This is a genomic window from Sphingomonas canaveralia (genome assembly GCF_047238125.1).
In the GTDB taxonomy this organism is placed as follows: Bacteria; Pseudomonadota; Alphaproteobacteria; order Sphingomonadales; family Sphingomonadaceae; genus JBDFMH01.
The window spans coordinates 15818-39615 of sequence record NZ_JBDFMH010000003.1 but is presented as its reverse complement, the minus strand read 5'-3'; the positions used below and the strand labels follow the sequence as shown (position 1 = coordinate 39615).

General features: G+C 63.8%; 30 protein-coding genes. 16 read left to right on the top strand and 14 right to left on the bottom strand.

The genetic code is table 11. From position 1 onward, the window contains the following. A partial coding sequence (locus ABC347_RS17845) for a sodium:proton exchanger (RefSeq protein ID WP_413247151.1) occupies positions 1-1094 on the top strand: 1094 nt, incomplete at its 5' end. Between the two features lie 81 nt (positions 1095-1175). Here ABC347_RS17845 and ABC347_RS17840 read toward each other — a convergent pair. Next, on the bottom strand, positions 1176-1547 hold the full coding sequence (locus ABC347_RS17840) for a PRC-barrel domain-containing protein (protein WP_380940945.1): 372 nt from the start codon (positions 1545-1547) through the stop codon (positions 1176-1178). A gap of 313 nt (positions 1548-1860) precedes the next feature. Between ABC347_RS17840 and ABC347_RS17835 the strand changes: the two genes are divergently transcribed. Continuing rightward, complete coding sequence (locus ABC347_RS17835; protein ID WP_380940944.1) at positions 1861-2343, top strand: MgtC/SapB family protein; 483 nt, start codon at positions 1861-1863, stop codon at positions 2341-2343. A gap of 418 nt (positions 2344-2761) precedes the next feature. Then, a complete protein-coding gene (locus tag ABC347_RS17830) occupies positions 2762-2956 on the top strand; it encodes a hypothetical protein (RefSeq protein ID WP_380940943.1) in 195 nt (64 codons plus the stop codon). 150 nt (positions 2957-3106) lie between these two features. Here ABC347_RS17830 and ABC347_RS17825 read toward each other — a convergent pair whose 3' ends face one another. From ABC347_RS17825 to ABC347_RS17800, 6 genes are read right to left on the bottom strand one after another with little or no spacing between them, the layout of a single operon-like run. Then, on the bottom strand, positions 3107-3733 hold the full coding sequence (locus ABC347_RS17825; RefSeq protein WP_380940942.1) for an SCO family protein: 627 nt from the start codon (positions 3731-3733) through the stop codon (positions 3107-3109). Beyond that, positions 3730-4794, bottom strand: coding sequence for a cysteine synthase A (locus ABC347_RS17820; protein ID WP_413247150.1), 1065 nt, complete (start codon positions 4792-4794; stop codon positions 3730-3732). The genes ABC347_RS17825 and ABC347_RS17820 overlap by 4 nt, the downstream gene beginning before the upstream one ends. 5 nt (positions 4795-4799) lie before the next feature. After that, entirely contained in the window at positions 4800-5552 is a 753-nt protein-coding gene (locus ABC347_RS17815; protein WP_413247149.1) for an MBL fold metallo-hydrolase, read from the bottom strand. Continuing rightward, the gene (locus ABC347_RS17810) at positions 5549-5812 is read right to left on the bottom strand and encodes a hypothetical protein (RefSeq protein WP_380940940.1); all 264 of its coding nucleotides are present in this window, start codon (positions 5810-5812) and stop codon (positions 5549-5551) included. The genes ABC347_RS17815 and ABC347_RS17810 overlap by 4 nt, the downstream gene beginning before the upstream one ends. Before the next feature lie 32 nt (positions 5813-5844). Beyond that, complete coding sequence (locus ABC347_RS17805; protein ID WP_380940966.1) at positions 5845-6279, bottom strand: DUF411 domain-containing protein; 435 nt, start codon at positions 6277-6279, stop codon at positions 5845-5847. Positions 6280-6313: 34 nt separating this feature from the next. After that, the gene (locus ABC347_RS17800; protein ID WP_380940939.1) at positions 6314-7156 is read right to left on the bottom strand and encodes a cation efflux transmembrane domain-containing protein; all 843 of its coding nucleotides are present in this window, start codon (positions 7154-7156) and stop codon (positions 6314-6316) included. 88 nt (positions 7157-7244) lie between these two features. On the opposite strand from ABC347_RS17800, the gene ABC347_RS17795 reads away from it, so the two are divergent. Then, a complete protein-coding gene (locus ABC347_RS17795) occupies positions 7245-7664 on the top strand; it encodes a MerR family transcriptional regulator (protein ID WP_380940938.1) in 420 nt (139 codons plus the stop codon). Positions 7665-7692: 28 nt separating this feature from the next. Here ABC347_RS17795 and ABC347_RS17790 read toward each other — a convergent pair whose 3' ends face one another. Beyond that, entirely contained in the window at positions 7693-8328 is a 636-nt protein-coding gene (locus tag ABC347_RS17790) for a peroxiredoxin (protein WP_380940965.1), read from the bottom strand. Between the two features lie 170 nt (positions 8329-8498). On the opposite strand from ABC347_RS17790, the gene ABC347_RS17785 reads away from it, so the two are divergent. The 3 genes from ABC347_RS17785 (at position 8499) to ABC347_RS17775 (ending at position 11172) form a co-directional block, all read left to right on the top strand. Next, on the top strand, positions 8499-8831 hold the full coding sequence (locus ABC347_RS17785; protein ID WP_380940937.1) for a four-helix bundle copper-binding protein: 333 nt from the start codon (positions 8499-8501) through the stop codon (positions 8829-8831). Between the two features lie 217 nt (positions 8832-9048). Then, the gene (locus ABC347_RS17780) at positions 9049-9273 is read left to right on the top strand and encodes a MerR family DNA-binding protein (protein ID WP_380940936.1); all 225 of its coding nucleotides are present in this window, start codon (positions 9049-9051) and stop codon (positions 9271-9273) included. A 309-nt stretch (positions 9274-9582) separates the two neighbouring features. Then, on the top strand, positions 9583-11172 hold the full coding sequence (locus ABC347_RS17775; protein ID WP_413247148.1) for a TolC family outer membrane protein: 1590 nt from the start codon (positions 9583-9585) through the stop codon (positions 11170-11172). 818 nt (positions 11173-11990) lie between these two features. Here the strand turns inward: ABC347_RS17775 and ABC347_RS17770 are convergent. After that, the gene (locus ABC347_RS17770; protein WP_413247147.1) at positions 11991-12446 is read right to left on the bottom strand and encodes a hypothetical protein; all 456 of its coding nucleotides are present in this window, start codon (positions 12444-12446) and stop codon (positions 11991-11993) included. Positions 12447-13248: 802 nt separating this feature from the next. On the opposite strand from ABC347_RS17770, the gene ABC347_RS17765 reads away from it, so the two are divergent. The 3 genes from ABC347_RS17765 to ABC347_RS17755 all read left to right on the top strand — a co-directional run bounded on the left by ABC347_RS17765 (position 13249) and on the right by ABC347_RS17755 (position 15351). Then, positions 13249-13725 (top strand): hypothetical protein, encoded by a 477-nt coding sequence (locus ABC347_RS17765; RefSeq protein ID WP_380940933.1) that lies wholly within the window; start codon positions 13249-13251, stop codon positions 13723-13725. Between the two features lie 108 nt (positions 13726-13833). Beyond that, positions 13834-14142 (top strand): TFIIB-type zinc ribbon-containing protein, encoded by a 309-nt coding sequence (locus tag ABC347_RS17760; protein WP_380940964.1) that lies wholly within the window; start codon positions 13834-13836, stop codon positions 14140-14142. Between the two features lie 540 nt (positions 14143-14682). Further along, positions 14683-15351, top strand: a complete 669-nt coding sequence (locus ABC347_RS17755) for a DUF2490 domain-containing protein (RefSeq protein ID WP_413247146.1) — start codon at positions 14683-14685, stop codon at positions 15349-15351. Between the two features lie 156 nt (positions 15352-15507). On the opposite strand, the gene ABC347_RS17750 is transcribed toward ABC347_RS17755, so the two are convergent. Then, the gene (locus ABC347_RS17750) at positions 15508-16386 is read right to left on the bottom strand and encodes an AAA family ATPase (RefSeq protein WP_009824028.1); all 879 of its coding nucleotides are present in this window, start codon (positions 16384-16386) and stop codon (positions 15508-15510) included. Continuing rightward, entirely contained in the window at positions 16313-17713 is a 1401-nt protein-coding gene (locus tag ABC347_RS17745) for a Mu transposase C-terminal domain-containing protein (protein WP_004212864.1), read from the bottom strand. The genes ABC347_RS17750 and ABC347_RS17745 overlap by 74 nt, the downstream gene beginning before the upstream one ends. Positions 17714-17904: 191 nt before the next feature. Between ABC347_RS17745 and ABC347_RS17740 the strand changes: the two genes are divergently transcribed. Together ABC347_RS17740 and ABC347_RS17735 are read left to right on the top strand one after the other, a co-directional pair. Next, positions 17905-18477 carry a recombinase family protein gene (locus tag ABC347_RS17740; protein ID WP_007407197.1) on the top strand — a complete coding sequence of 191 codons (573 nt, stop codon included), beginning with the start codon at positions 17905-17907 and terminating at the stop codon, positions 18475-18477. A 153-nt stretch (positions 18478-18630) separates the two neighbouring features. Beyond that, positions 18631-19209 carry a recombinase family protein gene (locus ABC347_RS17735; RefSeq protein WP_380940963.1) on the top strand — a complete coding sequence of 193 codons (579 nt, stop codon included), beginning with the start codon at positions 18631-18633 and terminating at the stop codon, positions 19207-19209. A gap of 72 nt (positions 19210-19281) precedes the next feature. Here the strand turns inward: ABC347_RS17735 and ABC347_RS17730 are convergent, their stop codons facing one another. The 3 genes from ABC347_RS17730 to ABC347_RS17720 form a co-directional block, all read right to left on the bottom strand. Next, the gene (locus tag ABC347_RS17730; protein ID WP_380940962.1) at positions 19282-19734 is read right to left on the bottom strand and encodes a hypothetical protein; all 453 of its coding nucleotides are present in this window, start codon (positions 19732-19734) and stop codon (positions 19282-19284) included. A gap of 97 nt (positions 19735-19831) precedes the next feature. Continuing rightward, positions 19832-20245, bottom strand: a complete 414-nt coding sequence (locus tag ABC347_RS17725; protein WP_380940961.1) for a DUF2442 domain-containing protein — start codon at positions 20243-20245, stop codon at positions 19832-19834. Further along, on the bottom strand, positions 20232-20480 hold the full coding sequence (locus ABC347_RS17720; protein WP_380940960.1) for a DUF4160 domain-containing protein: 249 nt from the start codon (positions 20478-20480) through the stop codon (positions 20232-20234). The genes ABC347_RS17725 and ABC347_RS17720 overlap by 14 nt, the downstream gene beginning before the upstream one ends. A 381-nt stretch (positions 20481-20861) precedes the next feature. On the opposite strand from ABC347_RS17720, the gene ABC347_RS17715 reads away from it, so the two are divergent. The 4 genes from ABC347_RS17715 (at position 20862) to ABC347_RS17700 (ending at position 23441) form a co-directional block, all read left to right on the top strand. Beyond that, positions 20862-21485: a SprT family zinc-dependent metalloprotease gene (locus tag ABC347_RS17715; protein ID WP_380940959.1), complete on the top strand. Its 624-nt coding sequence runs from the start codon at positions 20862-20864 to the stop codon at positions 21483-21485. Positions 21486-21557: 72 nt separating this feature from the next. Beyond that, positions 21558-22196 (top strand): nucleotide-binding protein, encoded by a 639-nt coding sequence (locus ABC347_RS17710; protein ID WP_380940958.1) that lies wholly within the window; start codon positions 21558-21560, stop codon positions 22194-22196. After that, entirely contained in the window at positions 22186-22497 is a 312-nt protein-coding gene (locus tag ABC347_RS17705; protein WP_380940957.1) for a hypothetical protein, read from the top strand. The genes ABC347_RS17710 and ABC347_RS17705 overlap by 11 nt, the downstream gene beginning before the upstream one ends. A 62-nt stretch (positions 22498-22559) precedes the next feature. Then, a complete protein-coding gene (locus ABC347_RS17700) occupies positions 22560-23441 on the top strand; it encodes a replication initiator protein A (protein ID WP_413247145.1) in 882 nt (293 codons plus the stop codon). The last annotated feature ends 357 nt before the right edge of the window (positions 23442-23798 follow it).

The following is a 23798-nucleotide window of genomic DNA, read 5'->3' as shown; positions in this document are numbered from 1 at the left end:
CGTTGGTGACAGTGCTGCCCGAATATGCCGTCGATATCTACTACGCCTATATGGCCGGCCGCGGCGGCCCTGCATCGCCTTACGTGCAGTATGCCGCTGCCAACATGACCGGCGCCAATCGCCTGCTGGTCGGTGTGGCGTGGCCCCTCATGGTGTTTCTGCATTGGGCGAAGGACCGCCATCGCTCGATCGATCTTCCACCCGGCAATGCGACTGAAATCGGCTTCCTGCTGCTCGCCAGCCTCTACAGCTTCGTGATCGTCCTGAAGGACACGATCACGCTCGCCGACTTCGCCGTCCTGCTGGCGATCTTCGGGCTTTATCTTTGGCGCGTCCGCAAATCGGATAAGCCCGACGAGGGCAGCGGCGAGGAGGAAGAGCCTGGCCCGGCGGCTGCCCTCCGGGTGCTTTCGCCCGCCGCACAATGGGCGGCGATGGCGGCGTTGGCCGGAGTCGCGGCGGGCGTTATCCTCCTGTCGGCCGAGCCTTTCGCGGAAGCGATGGTCGGAGCGGGGCGCACGCTCGGCATCAACGAGTTCCTGCTGATCCAGTGGCTGGCGCCGCTCGCAAGCGAAGCGCCGGCGATCGTCATCGCCATCCTGTTCGTACGCGCCAACCGATCGGGCGACGGGCTGATCGCGATGATCAGCGACAAGATCAATCAATGGACGCTGCTGGTCGGCATGCTGCCGCTGGCGCTCAGCATCGGCGCGGGCGCGATCAGCCCGCTGCCGCTTGACGCACGCCAGGGCGAGGAGTTCTTCCTCACCGCCGCTCAGTCGCTGTTTGCAATCGGGCTGATCGCGCGGCTCCGGCTGACCGTCTGGTCGTCGGTGGCGCTGTTCGGCCTGTTCCTGGTGCAGGTGACGCTCGCCTTCATTTTCCGGGACGACGAGCCGCGCACGATCTTGACGCTCACCTGGCTCGCCTGGGGCTATCTCGTGCTCGCCTTCGTCCTCTTCGCGGTCAATGCTCGCCAGCTGAGCGCAGTCGTCGTCCAGGCGCTGACCGGGCGCCGATCCCCGGTCCTCTCTCCACGTGAGGGCGATACAGCAAGTGTGGGAACCACCCGGCCTGAGGTGTTGCAGCCGTGACGCATTGCGAAACAGGAACGCCGTTCCCTTCGCAGGCCCATAGGGATCAGAGGGCGGCGGCGAGGCCGCCGCCCTCACCGGTCAGTAGTTGTAGCTTGACCCGTAATAGCCATAGACTTGTTGGCCATAGGCGCGGTCGAAGGTGGGTTCGTTGCCGGCGCTGTAGTGCGGGCCGCCTTCGAGTTGTTCCCGGCTCAAATTGACGACATAGCCCCCTTGATCGGTATCGTAGGTGAGCTGGTCCCAGGGCAGCGGGTGATAATCCTCCCCCATGCCAAGGAACCCGCCGAACGACATGACCGCATACTCGACCTTGCCCGAGCGCTTGTCGACCATGAAGTTGTATACCGAGCCGAGCTTGTTGCCGTCGCGATCATAGACAGCGGTGCCCTCGACCTTGTTGGAGGCGATCAGGCGATCGGTTTCGTTGGTAGCTACGTTATTGTCAGCCATGCGGAGTCTCCTTCCTCTGGAAGAACGGTGGGAGCGGTCCGAATATCCGGCCGCGCTGTTACGGCTTCCGAATTTCCAGCTCGGGTTGACGCATTCTCTCGGCAGAGCCCGGCAGATCGGCTCGATCCCGTACACCTCCGGTGCTCGTCGGTGATGTCACGCGACTCTCTCAGGCAACATAGGTCCGCTGGATCGCGAGCGATTTGCTCCGGCGTCGCGGCGCGGCAAAGGAGCTGATGGCTTGCCCTGAGACCCTGCCGGGTACATCATCGAATGCCTCGTCGGAAAGGGGCGCTCAAGGATAGACCGCCCGATGCGTTTTGCTCCTAATGGCCTATGGGAGACTGTTTCCCACCTGCTCAGCTTGGCAGCCGCCTATGGTCTTGCGCTTCCGATCGGCTGGGATCGGGAAAAAGAAGAGCGCAGCGCAGGAGTTCGCACGTTCCCACTCGTCGCGCTTGCAAGCTGCGGCTTTGTTCTGGTCGCCATTGCCGTCCTCGGGAAGGAGTCGCAGGCCCAGGCTCGTATCCTTGAGGGCCTGATCACCGGCGTCGGCTTCATCGGCGGGGGCGCGATTCTCAAGCAGGGCGGCCAAGCCTCCGGGACAGCCACGGCTGCAAGTCTTTGGGCAACGGGAGCTGTAGGTGCCGCTGTGGGATATGGCCTCTTTGATATCGCGATCTTCCTGAGCCTCACCACATTCCTGACCCTGCGGTGCTCGCGCCCGCTCAAACAAACCACCCATGAGGGCCATCGATCTTCGGCGGAAGCTGATCTTGCGGCCAAGGGACAGTGACCGACGATCGCGGCACCCAGCGGCAGCGTCGGCCATCCAGGGGCGTTTTGCATGCACGGATGAGCAAGCGCTGCCCCGTATCATTCCAATCGGGTTCAGTGCCGACTACCGAACGGTAGCAACGTGACGGTAGCGAGGACGAGGTCGATGACGAGAGGATGGCGAATCATAGACTGCGCTGCCGGTGTCCATCGCCCAAACGGCCGTATCGAGCGCGACGGCAATGGCGTGCAGCGGGCGAATTGCCGAACCTGCGGCTGCGTATTGATGCGGACAGCGGCAACGCCGTGGTGGTATCTCTCGGGGCAACTCGGCTGACGCCTCCCTCGGGCCAGCGCAACGCTGAGCTGATCCGTTTGAGTGCGGAAACAGGCGACATCGACGCGCGTTGCCTTGTTGCCCAAGAAGGAGAAGTGCCATGGCGAACACTGAAAAATCCGGACAGCATCACGATCACCCCAGCCACAAGCCCGGCGATCTCGACGAGCACGGCCATCGCGACAAGAAGGGTAAGAAGGAAGTCGCGGGCGAGCATCATCCGCATCCCGGGCACAAGCCGGGCGATCTCGATGAGCACGGCCACCGTGACAAAGGTGGCACCGGCAAGCGCTGATGGACGGATGGGGGCGGGTGACCGCTCCCATCAACCAAGCATGCTTCAGCCTGAGTTCAGGCCTTGAACGCGGGTGTTGCGATGCTGCGGGATTTATTAAGCAGCTACCCGTAACCAAGTCCCTGTTGTGATAGCGCTACAATATTCTTCTCAGGCCACATACGCCGCGAGATCAGCGGCGATTTGCTCCGGTGTTGCGTCGCGGGCAAAGAAGCTGATCGGCTCGCCTTGCGGTCCCATCAGATACATCATCGCGCTGTGATCCATCAGATAGTCGGTGGCGCCCTTGGGTCCCTGACGGCTCGTGTAGATCGCGAAGCGCGAAAGCGTGGCCTTGATCTCAGCCGGGCTCCCCGTAAGCCCGATCAGCCTTGGATGGAAAGCGCGCACAAACTGCTTCATGACCGCGGGCGTGTCGCGCTCAGGGTCTATCGTCACCATGATCGGTTGCACGCGGGCGGCGCGCGCGGGATCGCGCGCCTCGAACAAGCGTAGTCCCTGGCTCATCTTTTGCACGTCGGTCGGGCAGATATCAGGACAGTAGGTGTAGCCGAAATACATCAGCCGATAGCGGCCCTTGAAGCTTTCACTGCCTCTGGTGTTCCCGTCCTGATCGATGAGCCTGAAAGGCCCGCCGACCGCAGCCCCTACCAAGGGTCCTACGCGACCAGCCTGAGGAGCTGAGCTCTTTGCCCTTTGCACTGCTGTGAGAGCCAGCCCTGCAACGAGAATTATCAGAACAAGGGCGGCAAGTCGGACGATTGGCTGGCGAGTCATTGGGGGGCTTGATCCAAGTTGCTGCGGTTAGGATAATCGACCGCCGGTCGATGATTCGGCCGCTCCAGCCAGCTGGGCACCGGCAGCCCCTTGGCGCACAGGAACTCCGGGTTGAAGAGCTTCGACTGATAGCGCGTGCCAAAGTCGGCAAGAATCGTCACGATTGTGTGACCGGGCCCGAGGTGCTCTGCCAGTCGTATGGCGCCGGCCACGTTCATACCGGAAGATGCGCCGAGACAGAGACCTTCGTGCTGGAGAAGATCGAACACGACCGGGATTGCCTCTTCATCCGGGATTTGGAAGGCGATGTCTGGCGAGAATCCCTCCAGGTTCCCCGTGATGCGGCTCTGACCGACCCCTTCGGTGATAGACGACCCCTCGGCTTTGAGCTCACCTGTCATGTAGTAGCTGTAAAGTGCGGCTCCCATCGGGTCGGCGAGACCAATGACCACGTCGGGCTTTCGCTCCCTCAACGCGGTCCCGATCCCCGCAAGCGTACCGCCGGTACCCACGGAACAGACGAACCCATCCAAGCGGCCTTCCGTTTGCGACCAGATTTCAGGACCGGTAGTCTCAATATGCGCCTGCCGGTTAGCGGTGTTATCGAACTGATTTGCCCAGATAGCGCCATTCGGCTCAGTGGCGGCCAGGCTTTGGGCGAGCCGGCCCGAGTAGCGCACATAATTATCAGGATTGGCGTAGGGCACCGCCGGCACCTCGATGAGCTCGGCTCCGGACAGGCGCAGCATGTCCTTCTTCTCGGCCGATTGCGTCTCGGGGATCACAATCACGGTGCGATAGCCAAGCGCATTGCCAACGAGCGTGAGCCCGATCCCGGTGTTTCCTGCCGTACCCTCGACGATGGCGCCGCCGGGACGCAACTCGCCCCGCCTCTCGGCGTCCCGAATAATGTAGAGCGCGGCTCGGTCCTTGACCGACTGGCCCGGATTCAGGAACTCGGCTTTGCCTAGGATGGTGCAGCCGGTGAGCTCCGACGCCTTCTTCAGCCGGATCAGCGGCGTGTTGCCGATCGCATCGACGATGCCGTGATGAATCGTCATCTACCTTATCCTTGTGCCGAGGGTCCAGGCGGCTCAGCGAGCATCGTGCGCTCTGCCTCAGGACAGTCGCCACATAGCCGGTTGGCAGGCACAGCAAGGTCGATGCGCTCGGGATAAGGCAGGTTCAGGCTGCCCATGATCGCGATGAACTCATCCAGCGTCTTTCCTCCGCCGAGCCGCGGGTTGCGCTCCCGTTCCTGGTCGACGGTGCTGACGTGGCGGTGCTGATAGTCGTGTGCCGGGAACACGAGCGTGTCGCCCGGAAGCGTGAAAATCTTGTCGTGAATCGAGCGATAGAGCGAGGCTGCATCGCCATCCTGGAAGTCGGTGCGACCGCAACCGTCGATGAGCAGCGCGTCGCCCGTAAAGACCCGCAGCGAGCCCGATAGATCGATGAGGTAGCTATGATGCGTGTCGGTATGCCCGGGCGTGAACAATGGCTGGAAGGTGAGGCTTCCTTCCCTCAGCGGATTTGCTTCGCTCACACCCAAGTCGGCGCAGGGCAGCCCATCCATTTCCGGGTAAGCCACCTTGCAGCCCGTCAGGCTGCGCAGCCGGCACGCCGACGTGACATGATCCGCATGAATGTGCGTGTCGAGCGTATGACTCAATGTCAGGTCCAGCTCTTGAAGAGCGGAGAGGTCACGCTCCACCGTCTCCAGAACCGGATCGATCAGCACGGCCCTCCCAGTATCGCGGCAGCCGAACAGATACGTGTAGGTCGAGGAATCCGGCTCGTAGAGCTGACGAAAGATCATGAGGGCAGCGGAGCGTGCGCCGTCGGGTCCGGGTGCGGTCGCCCGGAGGCGGCGTCCGCGGCACTCTTGCCCTCGGGCGCATCGGCGCTGCCTCCGTCCTCCTGCTCGGATGCGGATCGCTTCAACGCTTCCACCTGCTCCAGATAAGCATTGGCCAGCTCGACGTGCGGCACCATCACTTCAGGTGTGACGGCGCGCTGCGCCATCTCGAGCTCGACCTCCGCCCTGTGCTGGAAATACTCGATATCGTCCTCAGTCACGGGTCTACCTCCTGCATTTCGGGCGCCTTCGTTTACTCGACCATGTACAGCTTCGTGCCGTCGCCCTCGAAGCTCATCACCCGGAATGGCGCGGTCTTAGGTCCGCCCATTCCGGGTGAGCCCGCCGGCATGCCCGGCAGCGCGATGCCGCGCACTGCCGGCTTCTCAGCGAGCAAGCGCTTGACGGCGGCGACCGGGACATGGCCTTCGACGGCGTAGCCGCCGACCATCATCGTGTGACAGCCTTGGAGTTCGGCCGGGACGCCCGCTTTGGCCTTCAGCGCCGCCAGCTTCTCGGTGGGCACGACCTTGACATCAAAGCCGGCGCGCTTGAGCGCAGCCGCATGGCCGTCGCAGCACTCGCAGCCCGGATTCTTGTACATGGTGGCGCTGGTGACCTTGGCATTGGCCATCACAGGCGAGACAAGGGCGGCTGCAAAGAGGGTCAGGACAATTCTGCGTTTCATCACCGGTTTCCAATCCTTCTATAGAAGTTGCACCTCAATCGAGCTCGACCGCTACATTCGGCTCGGCGGCTCGGAACTGTGGCCAAGCCTGGCGGATCACGCCGATCGCCGAGCGGAAGAACAGCACGGCGATGATGGCGCCGACGACAATATCGGGCCAGCCCGCATTGAAGGCGTAGACACCGGCGGCGGCGACGAGCACTCCGGTGTTGGCGATCACGTCGTTGCGCGAGCACTCGAAGGTGCTGGACATGTTCACATCGCGATGGCGGTATCGGTAGAGCAGCGCCAGGCAGGTCAGGTTCGCGCCGAGCGCGGTCAGGCCGAAGATGCCCATGGTCTGCGCAGTCGGCGTCACACCGTTGATCAGCTTCAATCCCACCTCAACGAATACCCAGATGCCAAATGCGGCGATAATACCGCCTTTGACCAGTGCCGCACCCGCCCGCCAGCGCAGCCCGCGTTCGAGCGCGTAGAGGCTCAGCGCATAGACGAGCGCATCGCCAAGCATGTCGACCGAGTCCGCCATGAGGGCGGTGGAGCGCGCCAGCACCCCGGCCGTGAATTCGGCGACGAACATGACGAAATTGATGACGAGAACGATCTGCAGCACCCGCTTGATGTCGGCGTGAGCGCCCAGTGCGGCAATCTCTTGCTCCTTGGCCGAGCAGCAGTCGTCGTTCGCCGCCAGATGGCTCGACCTTGCCCCCGCCTGGTGCCGGGTCGCCACCGTCCCGCATGCGTCCGATGCACCACCCTCTACCGGGCTGGCAGCGCAGCAGCTCTCCTGGCCGCCCGGCAGCGGCGCGACGGCCAGGAGAGCTGCTGCGCTGCCGCGGATTTGCCCTCCGTGCCGGCGCTCGGCGTTGGGCAGCAATCCTTCATCGCGCGTTCTCCTGCGTCTTTACAAGGACGTCTCGCGCAGCGAAGATAGCCCCTATAGCTGGTATAGATACAAGAGGCGCATGCAGCAGTTTTTTCCTATCGGCGAGCTTGCCCGTCTGACGGGCTGCCGTGTAGTCACCATCCGCTATTATGAGCGAATTGGGATGCTGCCCGAACCTGCAAGGAGCACGGGGGGGCATCGAATATATGACCATGGTCACCTCGATCGTCTGACCTTCATTCGCAAGGCCCGGGAACTCGGCTTCCCCCTTGATGCGGTGCGTAGCCTGCTGGTGCTTTCCGAGCGGTCGCAGGCAGCCCCTTGCGCCGATATCGACAGGATCACCGCTACCCGTCTTCAAGAGGTGCGCGGCAAGATCAAAGACCTCAAGGCGCTCGAACAGACGCTCGAATGTCTGTTGGGCGAGTGCGGGCGTACAACCATCGAGGATTGCCGCGTGCTCGACGCCCTGCGGTTCGAGCCGGAGGCAACTCACTGACGGCGATGGTGTCCCCACCAAGCTTCCGTCAGTCTTGTGGCTGCGTCGTGATGCGCAGATAAGGCTTCAGCGTCTTCCAGCCGCCCGGGAATTTCTCTCGTGCCTGCTCGTCGTTGAGCGAAGGCGCAATGATGACATCCTCGCCGTGCCGCCAGTTCACCGGTGTCGCCACGCTGTGCTTGGCGGTCAGCTGCAGCGAGTCGATCGTGCGGAGAATCTCCTCGAAGTTCCGGCCCGTGCTGGCAGGATAGGTAATGCTGAGCTTCAGCTTCTTGTCGGGGCCGATGATGAAAACGGAGCGAACGGTGAGCGTGTCGTTCGCCTTGGGGTGGATCATGCCATAGAGTTCCGCGATCTTGCGGTCCGGATCGGCGATCAGCGGGAAATTGAGCGCGTGGCCCTGCGTCTCGGCGATGTCACCAATCCAGGCATGGTGATCGTCCAGCGGGTCGACGCTCAGGCCGATGACCTTCGCGTTGCGCTTGTCGAATTCGGGTTTGAGACGCGCGACCTCCCCGAGTTCGGTGGTGCAGACCGGCGTAAAATCCTTCGGGTGCGAGAAGAGCACCGCCCAACTGTCGCCTACCCATTCATGGAAATGGATCGGTCCATCCGTCGTCTCCGCCGAAAAATCGGGCGCTGTGTCACCGAGTTGAAGGGTCATCATCCGCTCCTTGCCATCGAAATCCGCTGGCTTAGACATGCCACCTATACCTACTATAGGTTCAAGAGGCATTTGCGACAATCAGTGCAATTCGAAGGATACCCAGCGAGGGGGGAACGCCAAGAGCCGCGTATCTAGGAGGGGAGCGGGGCGAAATGGAAGGAAAGACGATGCATCAGATCGACCCTGAGATGAAGGAGTGCCTGGACGCCTGTCACGAGTGCCACATCACCTGCCTCCACATGGCGATGAACCACTGCCTCGAGGCGGGCGGGCGACACGCCGAGCCCCAGCATATGAAGCTGATGCTGGACTGCGCTCAGATTTGCAGCGTTGCGATCGACTTCATGGCGCGCAAATCCGAGCATCATGCCCATATCTGCCGTGAGTGCGCTGAGATTTGCCGAGCGTGCGCGGCGAGCTGCGAACAACTCGAGGGCATGGAGGATTGCGCCGCCGCGTGCCGCCGGTGCGCCGATGCTTGCGAGAAAATGGCCGCTTAGCCAGATTATTGCACGGGCGGCGGCGAACGTCGCCCGTGCTCCCCATATCACCGAGGCCGGGAGTCGAGCGAGCGGCGCCGATGACGGCATGAAGGTGCAGACGGTCCGGTATAATGAGAAAACGTTCTGTTACCCGCGCCGGCGCGTACCGAGGGAACTACCGCACCTATGATGCGAGCCACCTTCGCGGCTATCTTTCATTCGCCACCCCTGCGATTTGGGATTCAGCCCCGACCACATCCGCGAGCTTTTGAGCTTGGCTGACTGCAGCAATCGATCGTGCGCTGGGGTTGAGAAGATTGCGCGCGAGCACCGGACAGCCATCGAGAGAAAGACTGCCGACCTGTTCGCGCTGAGCCGTGAACTCGAAAGCATCATCATCGACCGATGCGGCCACGGCACCGTCGCTGAGTGTGGCATCCTCGAGGCATTAGCTCCGTGATTGCGCAAGCGTAGTGTCACAACCGGCCGAAGCTGTTGAAAAAAGCCTACGCGTGGGAGCATACAGCGCTCGATAGAGGGGGTGCATATGGCATTATGGCAAGTGCCTTCCCGGCAGTCCGGACCTTGTGTTCCGCGGCCGCCGCAAGGTCATCTTTGTGCGCGGGTGTTCTGGCATCGTCATCCCGACCCCACCTGCAAGCTGGCGCGGATGCCAAAATCGAGGCAGGACTCTGAAGCCAGAGCTTGAAGGCAATCGTGAACGCGACGAGCGCACCCGCGAGACGTTGGAAATCAGGAGCCATGTTTCATGTATCGTATCATCGCGGCCGTGCTGGCTGCGGCATCCAGCGTCCACCTTCTCCCTCGAAAGCGCACTAGCCGCCGGTGGGATGGCGGGAGGCGGAGCCACCGCGATAAAGCGAGCGCGTTGTTCGCCCCGCTTACCTGTGGGTTTCGTGAGGAGGCGCTCATCATGCGGTTGACCGGTGTTCTGACGGTTGCGTCGGCGTTCATCGCTGCGGGCGCCACTGCTCGCGCCGAAACGCTGCGTGAAGCGCTCATGATCGCCTACCGGACAAATCCATCACTCACCGCGGCGAGGGCAGGCCTCAGGGCGACCGACGAGGGTGTGCCGATTGCGAAGGCCGGGGCACGGCCGACAGTGAGCGCCACGGCGGACTATCAGGAATTCGTCGTCCGCTCGGCCAACAGCTTCTCGGCTCCTTTGCGGGCGACCAACGCGTCGGCGAACGTTTCGCTGCCGATCTACCAGGGTGGCCGCGTTCGCAACGGGATCAAGGCGGCTGACGCGCGCGTCGAAGCCGGGCGGGAAACGTTGCGAGGCACCGAGGCCGACGTCTTCACCGCAATCGTCTCGGTTTACATGGACGTCATCCGCGACAGCGCCACTGTCGACCTTAATCGTCAGAACGTGCGCGTGCTTGAGACCAATTTACAGGCATCCCGCGACCGCTTCGAAATTGGCGACCTCACACGCACCGACGTCGCCCAATCCGAGGCACGCCTGGAGCTCGCCCGCGGCCAGCTCGAGCTCGCCGAAGCGCAGCTCGGCGCCAGCCTCGAGAACTATCTCCGCTTCGTAGGCGTGCCAGCGCGCGACCTCGAGCAGCCGCCCGAGTTGCCGAACCTGCCCGGGACTGCACAAGATGCGCTCGCGACCGCGCTCGACCGCAATCCCCAGCTTCTAGCCGCCCAGGCTGATGCCAAGGCAGCCGGCTACGATGTCCGGGTGGCGGCGGCGGCACGGCTGCCGCGTCTGTCGGCGGTCGCTTCGGGGAACTACAACAACTATCTCGGCTCGCTGGTCAGCACGATCCCAGGGCGGACGTTCCTGCAAGCGCAGCGCACGGCCACTGTCGGTCTATCGGCGACGATCCCGCTCTATCAAGGCGGCCTCCCAGCAGCGCAGGTCCGCCGCGCGCAAGCGCTGTCCAGCCAGGCACTCGAACAGATCGTGTTCGTGGAACGGCGCGTCGTTGCGGATACGCGAGCGGCGTTTCTGCGGCATCGCGCCACTCTGGCTGTGGTCAGATCGTCCCAGTCCGCCGTATCAGCAAATGAACTGGCGGTGGAAGGCGTACGAGCGGAGAACAGTGTTGGCAATCGCACCGTGCTCGAGGTCCTCAATGCCGAGCAGGAGCTGCTGAACAGCCGGGTCCAACTCGTGACCGCGCAGCGCGACGCCTATGTCGCAGGCTTCGCTTTGCTGGCCGCTACGGGGCGCGCGGAGGCGCGTGACCTCGGTTTGTTCGGCGACGAACTATTCGCGCCCCGCTTGGGTGACCACGCGCCCCGCTTGCCCGGCGGAAGCTACGGTCCTGTAGACGAAGCGGCAGGCAGCACCACGGCCGCAAACGAGAGTTCAGGACCATCGTAAAAGAGGCACCCGAATGGCCCATTAAGCAGGTCCAAGCTCGCTCGGCGCAGCAATGAGGAGGCCTAGCTCCAATCTCCTTGATCGCCTGCTTGGCAATCACAAGGAACGGTACGAGTTCGCACGTACTCGCTCCGAGCCCCGCGCCAAGACGCCGGTGGGTGTACGACACCATTCTTGAAGTGTTTGACAGGTGCCCAGGTTACCGGATCAGCGGAAAGACGATGGCGGGCAGGTGGAACGGGAAATGTAATAGCCCCTGCGGCGCGAGGTTTACAAGCTTTGACGCTAGGATTCAGGCCCCCGCAGGCAAAATCGGTTCCCACCAACGCACATGGCGACGCCGTGTCATCGACCCCGCTCCAATACTTTGGCATGCCCAGAGGCTGGCCGATGCCAGTGGCCAACCCCACGGGTTAGCCTCAATGACTAGAAGATTGACGTTCAATGACGCATTTATCCGTCTGTTTAGTCGTTGCACTACCTGCATTCGTTGCCTCGCTGGCTCCGCTTGCGCTCGGTTCGGCATTGATCGATCGTTCGATGCGAGCCCCCGGAGTGTTGCAGGGAACGTGCAAGTAGACGGACGGCGCAGCCGGTCGCGTGTTCGTCCCCGGAAACATGCAACCCGCAAGCGATCCCAACGCGCCGATGCTGAGAACCGCTGATTGCCAGACCCGTCTTGCCATGAGCTTACCTTCCCGACCCGTCAGGGGCGAAGTTCATCAACTATGGCTTCGACTGTATTTGCAACCCAAATTGTGCCTTGTTAGCGACCCGAGATCGAATTGTGAGCGATGGTTGAAGTGTTCGCGATCAGGTCAGGCCTTGCACGCCTGGCTGGCGGTGCCCGGCTTGCTCAAGGTGATCGAGGTGTCGCTGCCGACGAGGACATAGCCTTCGCCCGTGAAGGGCTCGCCTTTGGCGGGTGCAACCAGGCGAATGGGCGGCCCGCTTTTCTCAGTACGCAGCGAGGCCGTCACGCGATCACTGAAGAAGTCGACATAGACAAGACTGTTGTCCTTGCAACGAAAGGTATGGCTTGCCGCGATCGAGGGCGGCATCTGGATCGTTGGCTCGGGCGGCTGGAAATTCTGCCCCGCTTGATCCTGTGACCGGTCGCACGCCGCGACAAACCCCGTCAGCAGGCCGATGAGCAGGATGCGTCGTACTCGCCCAACATTCATCACGGCATCTCCACCCTCGCGGCGCAACGCCGATTCTGTCGACGGCTGATCAATGGCCGACCCGCCGGGCGCCCACATGACCGAAAGCATAGTTGCCGCCGGCGACCGCGCCAGCGGTCTCATAGGCCGGGTGAGCTGCCGTGCTCGCCGCCCCGCTCGTGTCATACGGCCGATACCGAAAGTCGAGCAAGGCATGACCGCTCGGCCGCGGTGAGGAGCGGGGCAGGGTTGGCGCAACAGGCTGCGGCCGTGCATCTGTGACCACCTGCTCGGATCGAAGGCGTGGCTGCCCGCTGCTTTGCTGCGCTGTGGCGGGGGCAAACGCCATCAATGCCGCTGTTAATACCGCCGCCATTCTTAAAGCCGGCATCGTTGCCGATAACATGGCATTTGTCTCCACTTTAGGGATGGTACCGAAGGTACTTGAACGGCCACTGAATAGGTCTATCGTCTGCTCTTGGTCCTTTACGACATCGGCGGTAGACGACCAATCTAGTGTCGCGCCATGCGGTCGATTGGAGGTGCGTCGCCATGGTCATGCGAGCGTCACGCGCGGTATTAGCCATTCTCCCGTTGGTGGTGCTCGGCGGCTGCGCTACCGGTCCCTCGGCAAGCCGCTATACCTATTACCGGGTCCCTTGCACGACTCCGGGAGCGATCGTCGCGCAGCCTATTGCGGTGGGTCCGGGTGATGCGGCGGGGGCAACGCCGCAGGCGGTGGCGCCGAGGAGCGAGCCTCAAACCGACGCGCCGCCTCGCATATCGACTTCCCCGACGTGCGTCATCGCCGTGAACGAGGCCAGCTACGGACGCGGGTATTATCCTTGGGGCGGCTATCGCCGGCCCTATTACGGGTCGTTTGGCGTTGGGATCGGCATCGGCTCGTTTGGGCATGGCTACCGTGGCGGTCACTTCGGTGGCGGACACCACGGTGGAGGACATGGCGGCGGGCACCATTAAGGCCCCTCGAAACTTAACCGGGCCTGCCAACCCCATTTCCGGCTGGTTCAGCCAGGGACCGCTAATAGCCCTCTTCATGGTGCGGCCCCTGCCGCACCTCGGGAGAAGGATCATGAAACGCTTTTTGATTGTTGCAGCGGCCGCCCTCATGTTCGGTGCGCCCGCGGCGATGGCGCAGTCCTATGGCGGTTATTATGGCCAGGGCTCGTACCGCGCCGGCGGACACGTGGCTCGGGGGTATGGTGGCGGGTATGGCGATGGTCAACGCTGGAACGGTGGAGCCTATTACAGCGATCATGGCGGCCGGCGATCTGGGTATAACGACCGCGGCTACCGGCACGAGCGCCGGGAGATGCGCCGGGCCGAACGGCGGGAGCACGGATATCGTCGCGGATATCGCGGCTGGTGAAGCCGAGAGCGACACTCCGTGTCCGGCGGAGTGTTGCTCGTGTCGCGAATCGACAGGAGAAGTTTGGTGAACGAGAGCGTTGCTTCCTCATCTGAGCGTCCGGCAGGCATGTTGTGCCCGACATGCAAGGTCGACCTTGTGCTCGCCGAGCGCCAAGGCATCGAGATCGACTATTGTCCGCAGTGCCGGGGCGTGTGGCTCGACCGTGGCGAACTCGACAAAATCATCGAGCGCAACATGGCTTATCAGAAGGATACGGCCCCGCCCCAGCCCGGATCGTCCGGAATGGTCACGCCCGGCTATGGTCAGTCAGGCCCCTGGGGCGGAGGATATGACGGCCATCATGGAGGCCATCATGGAGGCCATCACGGCGGTGGACACCACGGCGGCTTTCTCGGCGGCTTGTTCAGGCGCTGAGCCACGAGATTGGTTAGCCGCAAAAAAACCGCTGCTTGATGGCAGCGAGCAGCCATCCTTTGGACGGAGAGCCAATACTACTGTGCTTCTGGACTCCCGCATAACGCGGCTTGGGCGACGCGGAGCGCCATCAGCCGACCGGGATCTGCGGATGACAAATGCTCCCACCCAGAGGCAAAACGTTCGGCCGCGCCCTCCATCCAGACTTGCCGGGCAATCGTGAAAAGCTCGTGGACGGTCGGATCACGTGCGTCGGCGATGCAGGCCACGAGTTCGCTTGCGAACACTCCGTCTCCGACTTTCAGCATGCCTCGCCCTCACAGGACACGAATATGGTGTCTGTCCTCCGCCAGCCTAGCCGCTGTTATCGGTTTCCGTTCCGAGTCTCGGCTGTCCAGAATCAAAAGGCCTCGGGCGGAAGCGGGCAAGGCGTCCGCAACCTGGCCTGAAGCTATTCCGAAAGGGTCGACAGTCCGACCACCGTTTGTGAAAGGATCGGGTCATCGTCGCGCACCTTGCACCTAGGAGATATTAGGCCCTGTGCGTTTGCCGTTCATCTCCGCCCTTGCCCTCAGCTCCGCAGCCACACCAGCGCTCGCCCAGACTCAGGACGAGCAACTGTGGGTGAAGCTCGGCGCCTCAACCGAGCTGTCCGAAGGCGTCGAGCTGGAGCTCGAGACCAACCAGCGTCTCAGCGATGATCTGAGCGGGCTTTATGAAAGTCAGTATAGCGGCGTAATCAGCGTCAAGATTGCCAAGGGCGTAATGCTGACGGGCGGCGTGAACCGCGTGGTCGCGGTCAGCAACGATCGGGTCAGCAACACCGAATGGCGTCCGCGCCAGCAGATCAGCTTTCCGATCATTGCGCTGGGACGGGGTAAGCTGGCAGGCCGCGTCCGCTTCGAGCAGCGCTTCAGAAGCGATGGCAGCGATGTCGGCCATCGTGTCAGGCCGGAGGTCTCCTATGCGATACCACTCACCGACAAGCTCAAGTTTCGCCTCGCGCACGAGAGCTATTTCAACTTCAATACCACCAATTTTGGTCAACGTGCCGGGCACGAGCGGATGCGAAATTCGGCCGCACTGTCCTTCCCAATGGCCAAAGGGGTGAGTGCGGAAGTTGGTTACATGAACCAATATCGCTTCAACCGCGATGGTCGCGACCTGATGGAACACGCGCTGACCACGGGGTTGTCGGCCAAGTTCTAACGCGATCTCTCGTCGTGAAGGGATACGCGAACCGGCTGAGGTCTGCATTGATCCGTATCTCCCGCGAACGGTCGATTGCGGGAGACGGGCTGCAGGCTGCCGACGCGGCTCTGTAAACGCTCGCGCTAAATGGCGGCGTTCTGATCGCGCTATTTGTCAGTTGCCGGGTCCGATGACGAGGCAATCGCGCGCGGCCTGAACGATGTCAGCGGTGACCTCCTCGACGCGGTTGAGGGTCATGATCCGCCGCATCTGCGCGAACAGGCGCTCCATGAGCCGGAAGTTGCCGCGCGTGATGCGGATCACGGCTGCCTGCGCTTCGATCGCGTCGAGTTGGGCCGGGTCGAAGCTGATCCCGAAATCGCCGGCGTGGGTCGCGAGCAGCAGCCGCATTTCGGTCTCGGTAAGCGGTTTGAACTCGTGGACGAAGCCGATCCGCGAGTAGAGCTGGGCATAGCGGGCGAGGCGCTTCTCCAAGCCCGGCATACCCATCAGGATCAGCCCGAAGCCGTGGCGATCGGCCATGTCGCGGAGATGTTCGAGCGACTTTATGGTCAGGCGGTCGGCCTCGTCGACGATGACGAGGGGGCAGGCGATGCGGGCGGCGTCATGGGTGATTTCGTCCTGCGAGCCGCCCGCGACCGTCAGCCGGGCATAGCCCAGCTTAATGAGGTTGAGGCCCAACACCGCGTCGATCGTCTTGGGCGTGTTGCTGACCGACACGGTGTAGAAGACGGCGCGGCAGCGAGCGACCTTTTCGCCAAGGAGCGCGGCAATGGGACGGAGCGCGGCATATTCCCCCAGGTCGGGGAAGCTGGAAAACTCGCGCGCCGATCGCGTCTTTCCGACGCCCGGCCGGCCATGACACACGCCGATATAGCGGTAGTGCGCGCAGGCTTCGGCAAACTCGACGAACCGGGCATGTTCGCGGGTCGCCAGGAACGGCTGCTCGACCAGGAACTCAATCGTCAGCGGCGTAGAGCCGGAGCCCTCGGTAGGTGGTGGGCCGGGAAGCCGTATCCTCTTGGTCGCCATCGAAGGTCTCCGTGGGGGCAGGCACCTGCTTGTCGCGCTCCTTCGCGCCGCGCCGGGCGCGCTGGATCGCGCGCAACGACGGGTGCCCAGCGTGCTCGGAGCTGAGCGCACGGCAGACGAACCGGCCCTGGTGGTAGACGTGGATCTCGGTCAGGTCGCGGGGGTCATAGACCGCCTCGACCTGCTCGCCGACGAAGGCCGCGAGCGTGGGTTCGACATAGCGCCTGCCCATCAGACGGATGCCGTCGCGCAGCACTTTACGGGGCTTGGGCACGTGCACGAGCAGCATGTCGAGCTGTTCAAGGCTGTCGGGCATTGCGGGCAGGAACCCGCCCTTCTGCCAGCGCGTGATCGGCGGTTCGCCGGTGCTGCCATGCGGGCGACGATGATAGACGCCGCACACGAACGCCTCGAAGCGGGCGCGCAGCTCGTCGAGCGTGAGCACTGGCGCCGACAGCGGCTTGCCCGCGATCAGGTGGCCGGGCAGGTCGGGCAGGAACATGTCGTTGATGGTGCGGAACAGCCGCTCGATCTTGCCGCGCCCGCGAGGACGCCCCGGCAGCGAATGGATGAGGCGGATTTTGAGGGCGATGCACGCCTGCTCGATATGCTCGGAGATGAAATCCGAGCCGTTGTCGACGTAAAGCTGTTCGGGAATGCCGCTGACGATCCATTCGGGATTGGGCTTGCGCCAGATCGCCTGCCGCAAGGCGAGCGCCGTGTTGAGGGCACTGGGGGCATCGAGGCTGAGGAAGTAACCGGCGATGGCTCGGCTGTGATCGTCAACGATGACGGTCAGCCAAGGACGCACCGGGGTTCCGGCATCATCGAGCACGAGAATGTCGAGAACGGTATGATCGGCCTGCCACATCTCGTTCGAGGTCGCGGCTTCGCGCCGATGCACTAGCTCGTGCTGGTCGCGGTAGACGGCCGGATCGGAGGCTGCGGCGATCTGGCTTGCCGGTATCGCCCTGACGACACGCGCGACGGCCGCATAGCTGGGGGTTCGGTGTCCATGCGCGATGGCGAGTTCCTGCACCTTTCGGTGAATGGCGGCGACCGGGGGTCGCGGGCGCTTGGTGGCGAGAGTGCGGGTCAGTTCGACCAGATGTTCCGGCAGGTGCAGCCTGCCCCGATCGTTGCGCGGCAGACGCGCGAGACCGGCAAGTCCTTCGGCACGGTAGCGCCCGAGCCAGCGCTGCAACGTCCGCTCGCTCAGCGTGCCGGTGCGGGCGAGGTCCGCGAGCGGGATGCCATCGGCGAGGTGCGGTTCAAGGACGCGGTAGCGCTCGATCGCCAGCGGCGGGACAAGCGCCGGATGCGTCACCGCCGACGGTCCGTGTCGCAGGTAAGGAAAACGGAGATTTGCCTGCCCATCGCCATGCGAGTCCGCTCGCGTTGCCAAACCGGCCTGTTCGACGTAAATCTACCCGGTAAAGAAAACTAGGGCAACATAGACCTGCCGATGACGACTTTCTTCCCAAACCGCGCCCGATCGGGGCGCCACCGGCCCTACGCATGAAAATCGGTTACGCCCGCGTATCGACCGCCGAGCAGAACCTGGACCTCCAGCGTGATGCGCTGAAGGCTGCCGGCTGCGAGAAGGTCATCACCGACAAGGCCTCCGGGGCGACTGCCGCTCGCCCTGGATTGGAAAAGGTGAAGGAGCTGCTTCGCGCCGGCGACACACTGGTGGTCTGGCGCCTCGACAGGCTCGGCCGCTCGCTCCGTGATCTGATCGGATGGATGACCTACCTCGACGAGGAAAAGGTCGGGCTGCTGAGCCTGCACGAGGCGATCGACACGACCACCACGTCGGGCAAGCTTACCTTCCACCTGTTCGGGGCATTGGCGGAGTTCGAGCGCAACCTGATCCGCGAGCGGACCCAGGCCGGTCTCACCGCAGCCCGCGCTCGCGGCAAGAAGGGTGGCCGGCCGGCCGCACTCGGCAAGGACAAGCGCGACCTGGCCGTCAGGCTCTACCACGAGAACACGATGCCGATCGCCAAGATTTGCTCGATGCTCGGCATCTCCAAGCCAACACTCTACGCCTATGTGCGATCGGCCGAGACCAAGCCGGTAGCCGCGTAGCGACGCTCGCCGACAAATAGCGCGATCAGAATGCCGCCACTTAGCGCGAGCGTTTACAGCGGCTCGCCGAACGACCTTTCCGCCTCCCAAAACAGTTTCTTGTTTCCATCTCCGAAATCGGGCTAGGTCAAGCTGAGTTTTCGGAGAAAGCCCGTGATCGTTGGCTATGCGCGCGTGTCCACCCGCGACCAGTCCCCTGCCCTACAGCTTGAGGCGCTTCGCCAGGCCGGATGCGAGCGCGTGTTCATGGAGAAGGCATCGGGCGCGCAGCGCGACCGGCCCGAGTTGAAGGCGGCGCTCGACTATCTCCGCCCCGGCGACACGTTGGCGGTGTGGAAGCTCGACCGCCTGGCGCGCTCGGTCCGGCAGCTCGTGGAAACGGCCGAAGATCTCGCCAAGCGCGAGATTGGCCTTCGCGTGCTCACCCAGGCGATCGACACGACCAGCCCCGGTGGGCGGCTTGTCTTCCACGTCTTCGCGGCCGTTGCCGAGTTTGAGCGCGAATTGATGTTGGAGCGCACCCATGCCGGGCTTGCCCAGGCGAAGACGCTGGGGCGGCGCGGTGGGCGGAAGCCGGCGATGGGGCCGGCCGAGATCAAGCGCGCCAGGGCGATGCTCGCAGACCCGACCATCACCGTTGAGGAGGTCGCGCAGCAGCTCGGGGTGCAGCCTTCCACGCTCTACCGGCACATACCGGGCGGGCGCAGCTCGTTGGCCCGATCGGCTGAATGAGGCCGACATTCGACGGCCGCGTCTTTTGTCCCACCCACCCAACCCCTATGGGCCTGGCCTGCGGCCTGGCAGTCAGGCGAACAGGTCGCCGATCGCGCGTAACCAGAAAGCGTTGAGCCAGCGGCGCCGACGATGTTCGCCAGCGTCATGGCGCATGTGGCAGCGCTGACAGAGCGCAGCGAGGTTGCGCGGCCGGTTGTCGCCGGGATCATGGTTCAGGTGCGCGCTGGCGAGCACGACGCGCGTGACGCGCAGTTGGGCAGGCGGTTCGATGCCGGCAAGCCCCGGTTGCGTTCTTGCCAGCTCGTCCGGCGTCGGCAGGCGGCGAACCCCCCTGCCCTGCCCGTCCCGCCAACGTGTCGCGTCCTCGTCCCACCAGATGCCGTCGCCTAGGTGCAGCACGTCGCGGCCATGCGGGCGTTGGCAATGCTCACAGCGTCCCTTCGCGCGGTCGAAGCGGATGAAGGCGGATAGCTCGCGCCAGTCGATCGGGTAGAGCCAGCGGTGTTCGCGCGCGATCGGCATGACGATTCTATGAATCAGTCGAAGGCGGAACGAAAGCGGAAACCACACCTTATATCCTAAAAACCTTATTAGTGTCACAGGCGAGAAGAAAAGTGGGTCAGGCCGACGCGAACTTGCGCGGCCGCCCCCCCTTGCGGCCATTCTCGCGCGAAGCGGCGACCTTGGCGGCCGTGCGTGAGCGGCCCCCTTGTGCGCCGAGCTGGCGAGCCATCCATTGCTTCGAGCCGAACACGCCCTGCAGGAGCCCCGGCACGTAGAGGTCCGCGTCGAGCTTAGGCCAGTGCAGCCCCAGCCCGGCCGGGCTGATCTCGATTTCGGCCAGGTTATCGGGCGAAGCATCGGCAAGACCCTCAGCGATCCGCGTCGGGAATGTCAGCTCGACCCCGGTGTTGAGCGCCACGACCACCCGCGAGCGCCGGCGATCGTAGCGGGCGGACACGGCATGGCCCGCGGCGCGGGTTTCTGCCATCCGCGCTTCGGCCTGTTCCAGCTCGCGCTCAGTAATCGCCATGTATCGTCCTCCATTCCTCGCACAGCATCGGCACCACGGCCGCCAGCGCCGCTTCGATCCGGTTCACGTCCGAGAGCTTGAAGCCGAAGCTCTCGCGCAACTCGGGCGGACCATCGGGGCAGTTCAGGTTGAACACCGCCTCCCCTTCCGCGCCCTTCACATGGACGTGCGCCGGGCGGTGATCGTTGGGCCAGATCACGACCCGCAGGCCGCCGATGCGAAACACGACAGGCATAAGCCTGCATATCAGAAACCCAAGCGCTAGGGAATAGTTGCATTGGGCAGGCGCGCCCGTGCCGGGCCGCACTCTATCTCCGCTACGCTCCGACCGAGCCGCCGTGTCGGCGTCTCGTCCCTAACGGGCAACGATCGCTCGCGCGGGCGGGTAGGCCGCCCAGGAGGACGCCGGCGTCGCCGGCGACGTTGGTTCGATCGAGGGGAAAGTGGGGCGCCGCCCCCTCTCCCCGCAACGGCAATCAGCCGGGCCGTGGCTCGCTGCGCTGCGCCCGCACCACCCCGACAGATTCCCGCTGCCCCCTCACCCCCCGCTGTTCGCCACGAGGCAGGGCCGATGGCCGAGGCCATCGCCCCGAGGGCGATTTGAAGGGAGCAGGATATGGAGCAGGATAATCGCGAGAGCTGGCTGAACCGGGTGGCGGTCGGCATGGCCCCCCTATTTGAAGGGCTAGGCGCTCCCCTCCCCTCCCGCGTGCGCGTCGCGATCGGCTTCACCAGCAGAGGGGCGAAGGGCAAGGCGATCGGCGAGTGTTGGGATAACCGGTGCAGCGGCGACGGCCATTTCGAGATATTCATCCGACCGGACCTGGCGCACGCGCCCGACGCAATGCCGGCGCAGATTGCGGCCATTCTCGCGCACGAGCTGGTCCACGCCGCGGTCGGGATCGCGGCCGGGCACGGGAAGGCGTTTAAACGGGTCGCGATCGGGCTCGGGCTGGTCGGGCCGATGCGCGCCACCACGCCGGGCGACGCTTTCCTCGCCACAGTCGTGCCGATCCTCGCCGCAGCCGGCCCCCTCCCCCATGCTCGGCTCGACACCGGCGGTGAGACGACGCGGCCCAAGAAGCAGGCGACGCGGATGCTCAAATGCGAGTGCGCGACGTGCGGCTATACGGTGAGGACCGCGCGCAAATGGCTGGAGACGGCCGGCGCGCCGTTATGCCCGATCGAGGGGCACGGGCCGATGCAGCATGGTCCGCTCGACAGCGACGGTGAGGGGTAGGAATGAAGGGCCTTTCCTTATGAGCGAAGAACCTTCATAGTGTCACAGTCCAACGGGTGCAAAGGTCATAAGGTGCAAATCTACTCATTGGTCAGTCAGAAGGGCGGCGCGGGCAAGAGCACCCTCGCCCGTCAGCTCGCAGTTCTCGCAGGCGAGACGGAGCCTAGCCTTATCATCGACCGCGACCCGCAGCGCACGACAACGAAATGGTGGACGCGCCGCGACCAGATCGAACCGGCCTTTGAGCGGCCCGAGCTGATCGACCTGGACGGCACCAGCTTAACCGAGGCGGCCAAGCGGCTTCGCCGCAAGCCCGAGGGCGCGCTGTTCATCGACACGCGCCCCGCCGTCGAGGAACCCGAAGCCGAGGCGGCGCGCGTCGCGGACCTGGTGATCGTGCCGGTGCGGCCATCCCCGGATGATTTGGAGGCGGTGGGCGAGACGTTGAAGATACTTCGCCGGCTCGATCGGCGCGCGGCCGTCGTCGTCAATGCGGCCAAGAACGATTCACGGGCGACCGCAGCGCGCGCAGCCTTGTCGCGCTACCCGGTCCCGGTTTGCCCGACCCACCTGTCCGATCGCACCGTCTATCTGGACGCATCGCTTGAGGGGAGGGGCGTCACCGAAATGCGCGGCCATGCCGCGCGGGAGGCGGCCGAGGAGCTGCGTCAGGTTTGGACTTGGATTCAGGAGATACGACATGAGCAGTAAGCGCACCGGGCGCGCGCTCGCCGACGTGATGGGCGAGCTGGACGAGGAGCCGACCGCAGCCCCGATCCCCGCGACCGAGGGTGTCCCCGCCGTTCGCGACAGCGCCGCGCCAACGATCGTGCCGATCAACGTGCTTGTCACCCCGCGCGACCGCAAGCGGCTTCGCCAGCTCAGCCTCGACAGCGGCCTCAGCCTGCAAAAGCTCGGACATGAGGCATGGAACCGGCTGCTTGAGGCCCGCGGGCTGGAGCCGCTGGAGGCGGTCGCCGCGAACGTCCCGAGCGGCCGAGCTCGGCGCTAACTCTGATCCTTGGAACCTCCATGACTAAGAAGGGTAACAGGGCAGGAGGCAATCAGCCCGTCGTGCTCGACCAGCTCGATCTGTTCGTGACGCTTCCCGGTGACATACCGACGCATGACGAGCAGGAGATGATGGAGCGGCCGTTTTTCAGCCTCTCCAAGCAGCGTCGCAGCGAGCCGATCGACTATTCGGTGCAGAACGGCACCGCGACCATCACCGTCAATGTCACGGCGCCGGCCGAGATCGGCATCGCGACCATATGGGATTGCGACATCCTGATATGGGCGGTGTCGCAGCTCCGGGCGGCGAAGGCGGCGGGGCAGCCGACCACGCCGCACTTTCACGTTCCCCTCTATGAGCTGCTACGCGGCATCGACCGGCCAACCGGGGGCGACGAGTATCGGCGCATCGTTGAGGCACTTGAACGGCTGAGCGCCACCCTGATCCGAACCAACATCCGGCAGGGCAAGAAGAAACGGCCCGAGGGATTCCACTGGATCGAGCGCTACTCGGCACCGACCGACGACCTGGGGCGATCGACTGGCGTCGAGTTCACCATATCCGATTGGCTCTACGAGGGCGTGCTGACCGACCGCCTCGTGCTCGGCATCGACCGTGCCTATTTCAAGCTGACCGGCGGCATCGAGCGTTGGCTTTACCGCGTCGTGCGCAAGCATGGCGGGCACCAGGCGGGGGGCTGGGCCTTCACCATGAAGCAACTCCACCACAAGAGCGGCAGCACCCAGCGCCTGGCCGACTTCGCCAAGGAGCTGCGGCGCGCAGTCGAGCGGCAGCGGCTCCCCGGCTACTGGCTAGAGCTGGTAAGAAACTCAGAAGGTGAGGAGGTTCTTAACTTCACCGAACGATGCCAGCTCTCGACCGATCATCCAGGCTTCCAGTTCAAGCGTCTGCCACGCCCGCCAATGGGGTTCCCGGCCGACTGAACGCCAGGGGCCAAAACCCCGATAGTGATCCCGGCCCAACTATCGGGGGAATGGCCCCTGCGAATCACGGGGTTTTGGCCCCGCGAATCACGGGGTTTTGGCCCCTGAAACGGCGGTTAAGTCATTGTCTAATAAGGCGGAAGTCACTCCGTAAGAGTCTTAAACCTCCTATTACATAGGAGATTCTTCTTAAGGACTCGGGGCTGTGGATAACCGAATCGACCTACCCACACAGGGGCCAAAACCCCGATAGTGCGCGCTTTAGGCCATGCCGAACCCCACATCGGGGTTTCACCCACCAGCGTTGCACAGAGCATCATTAGAGAGGGGGCAATGCGGAATCGGCCTACCGGCCGA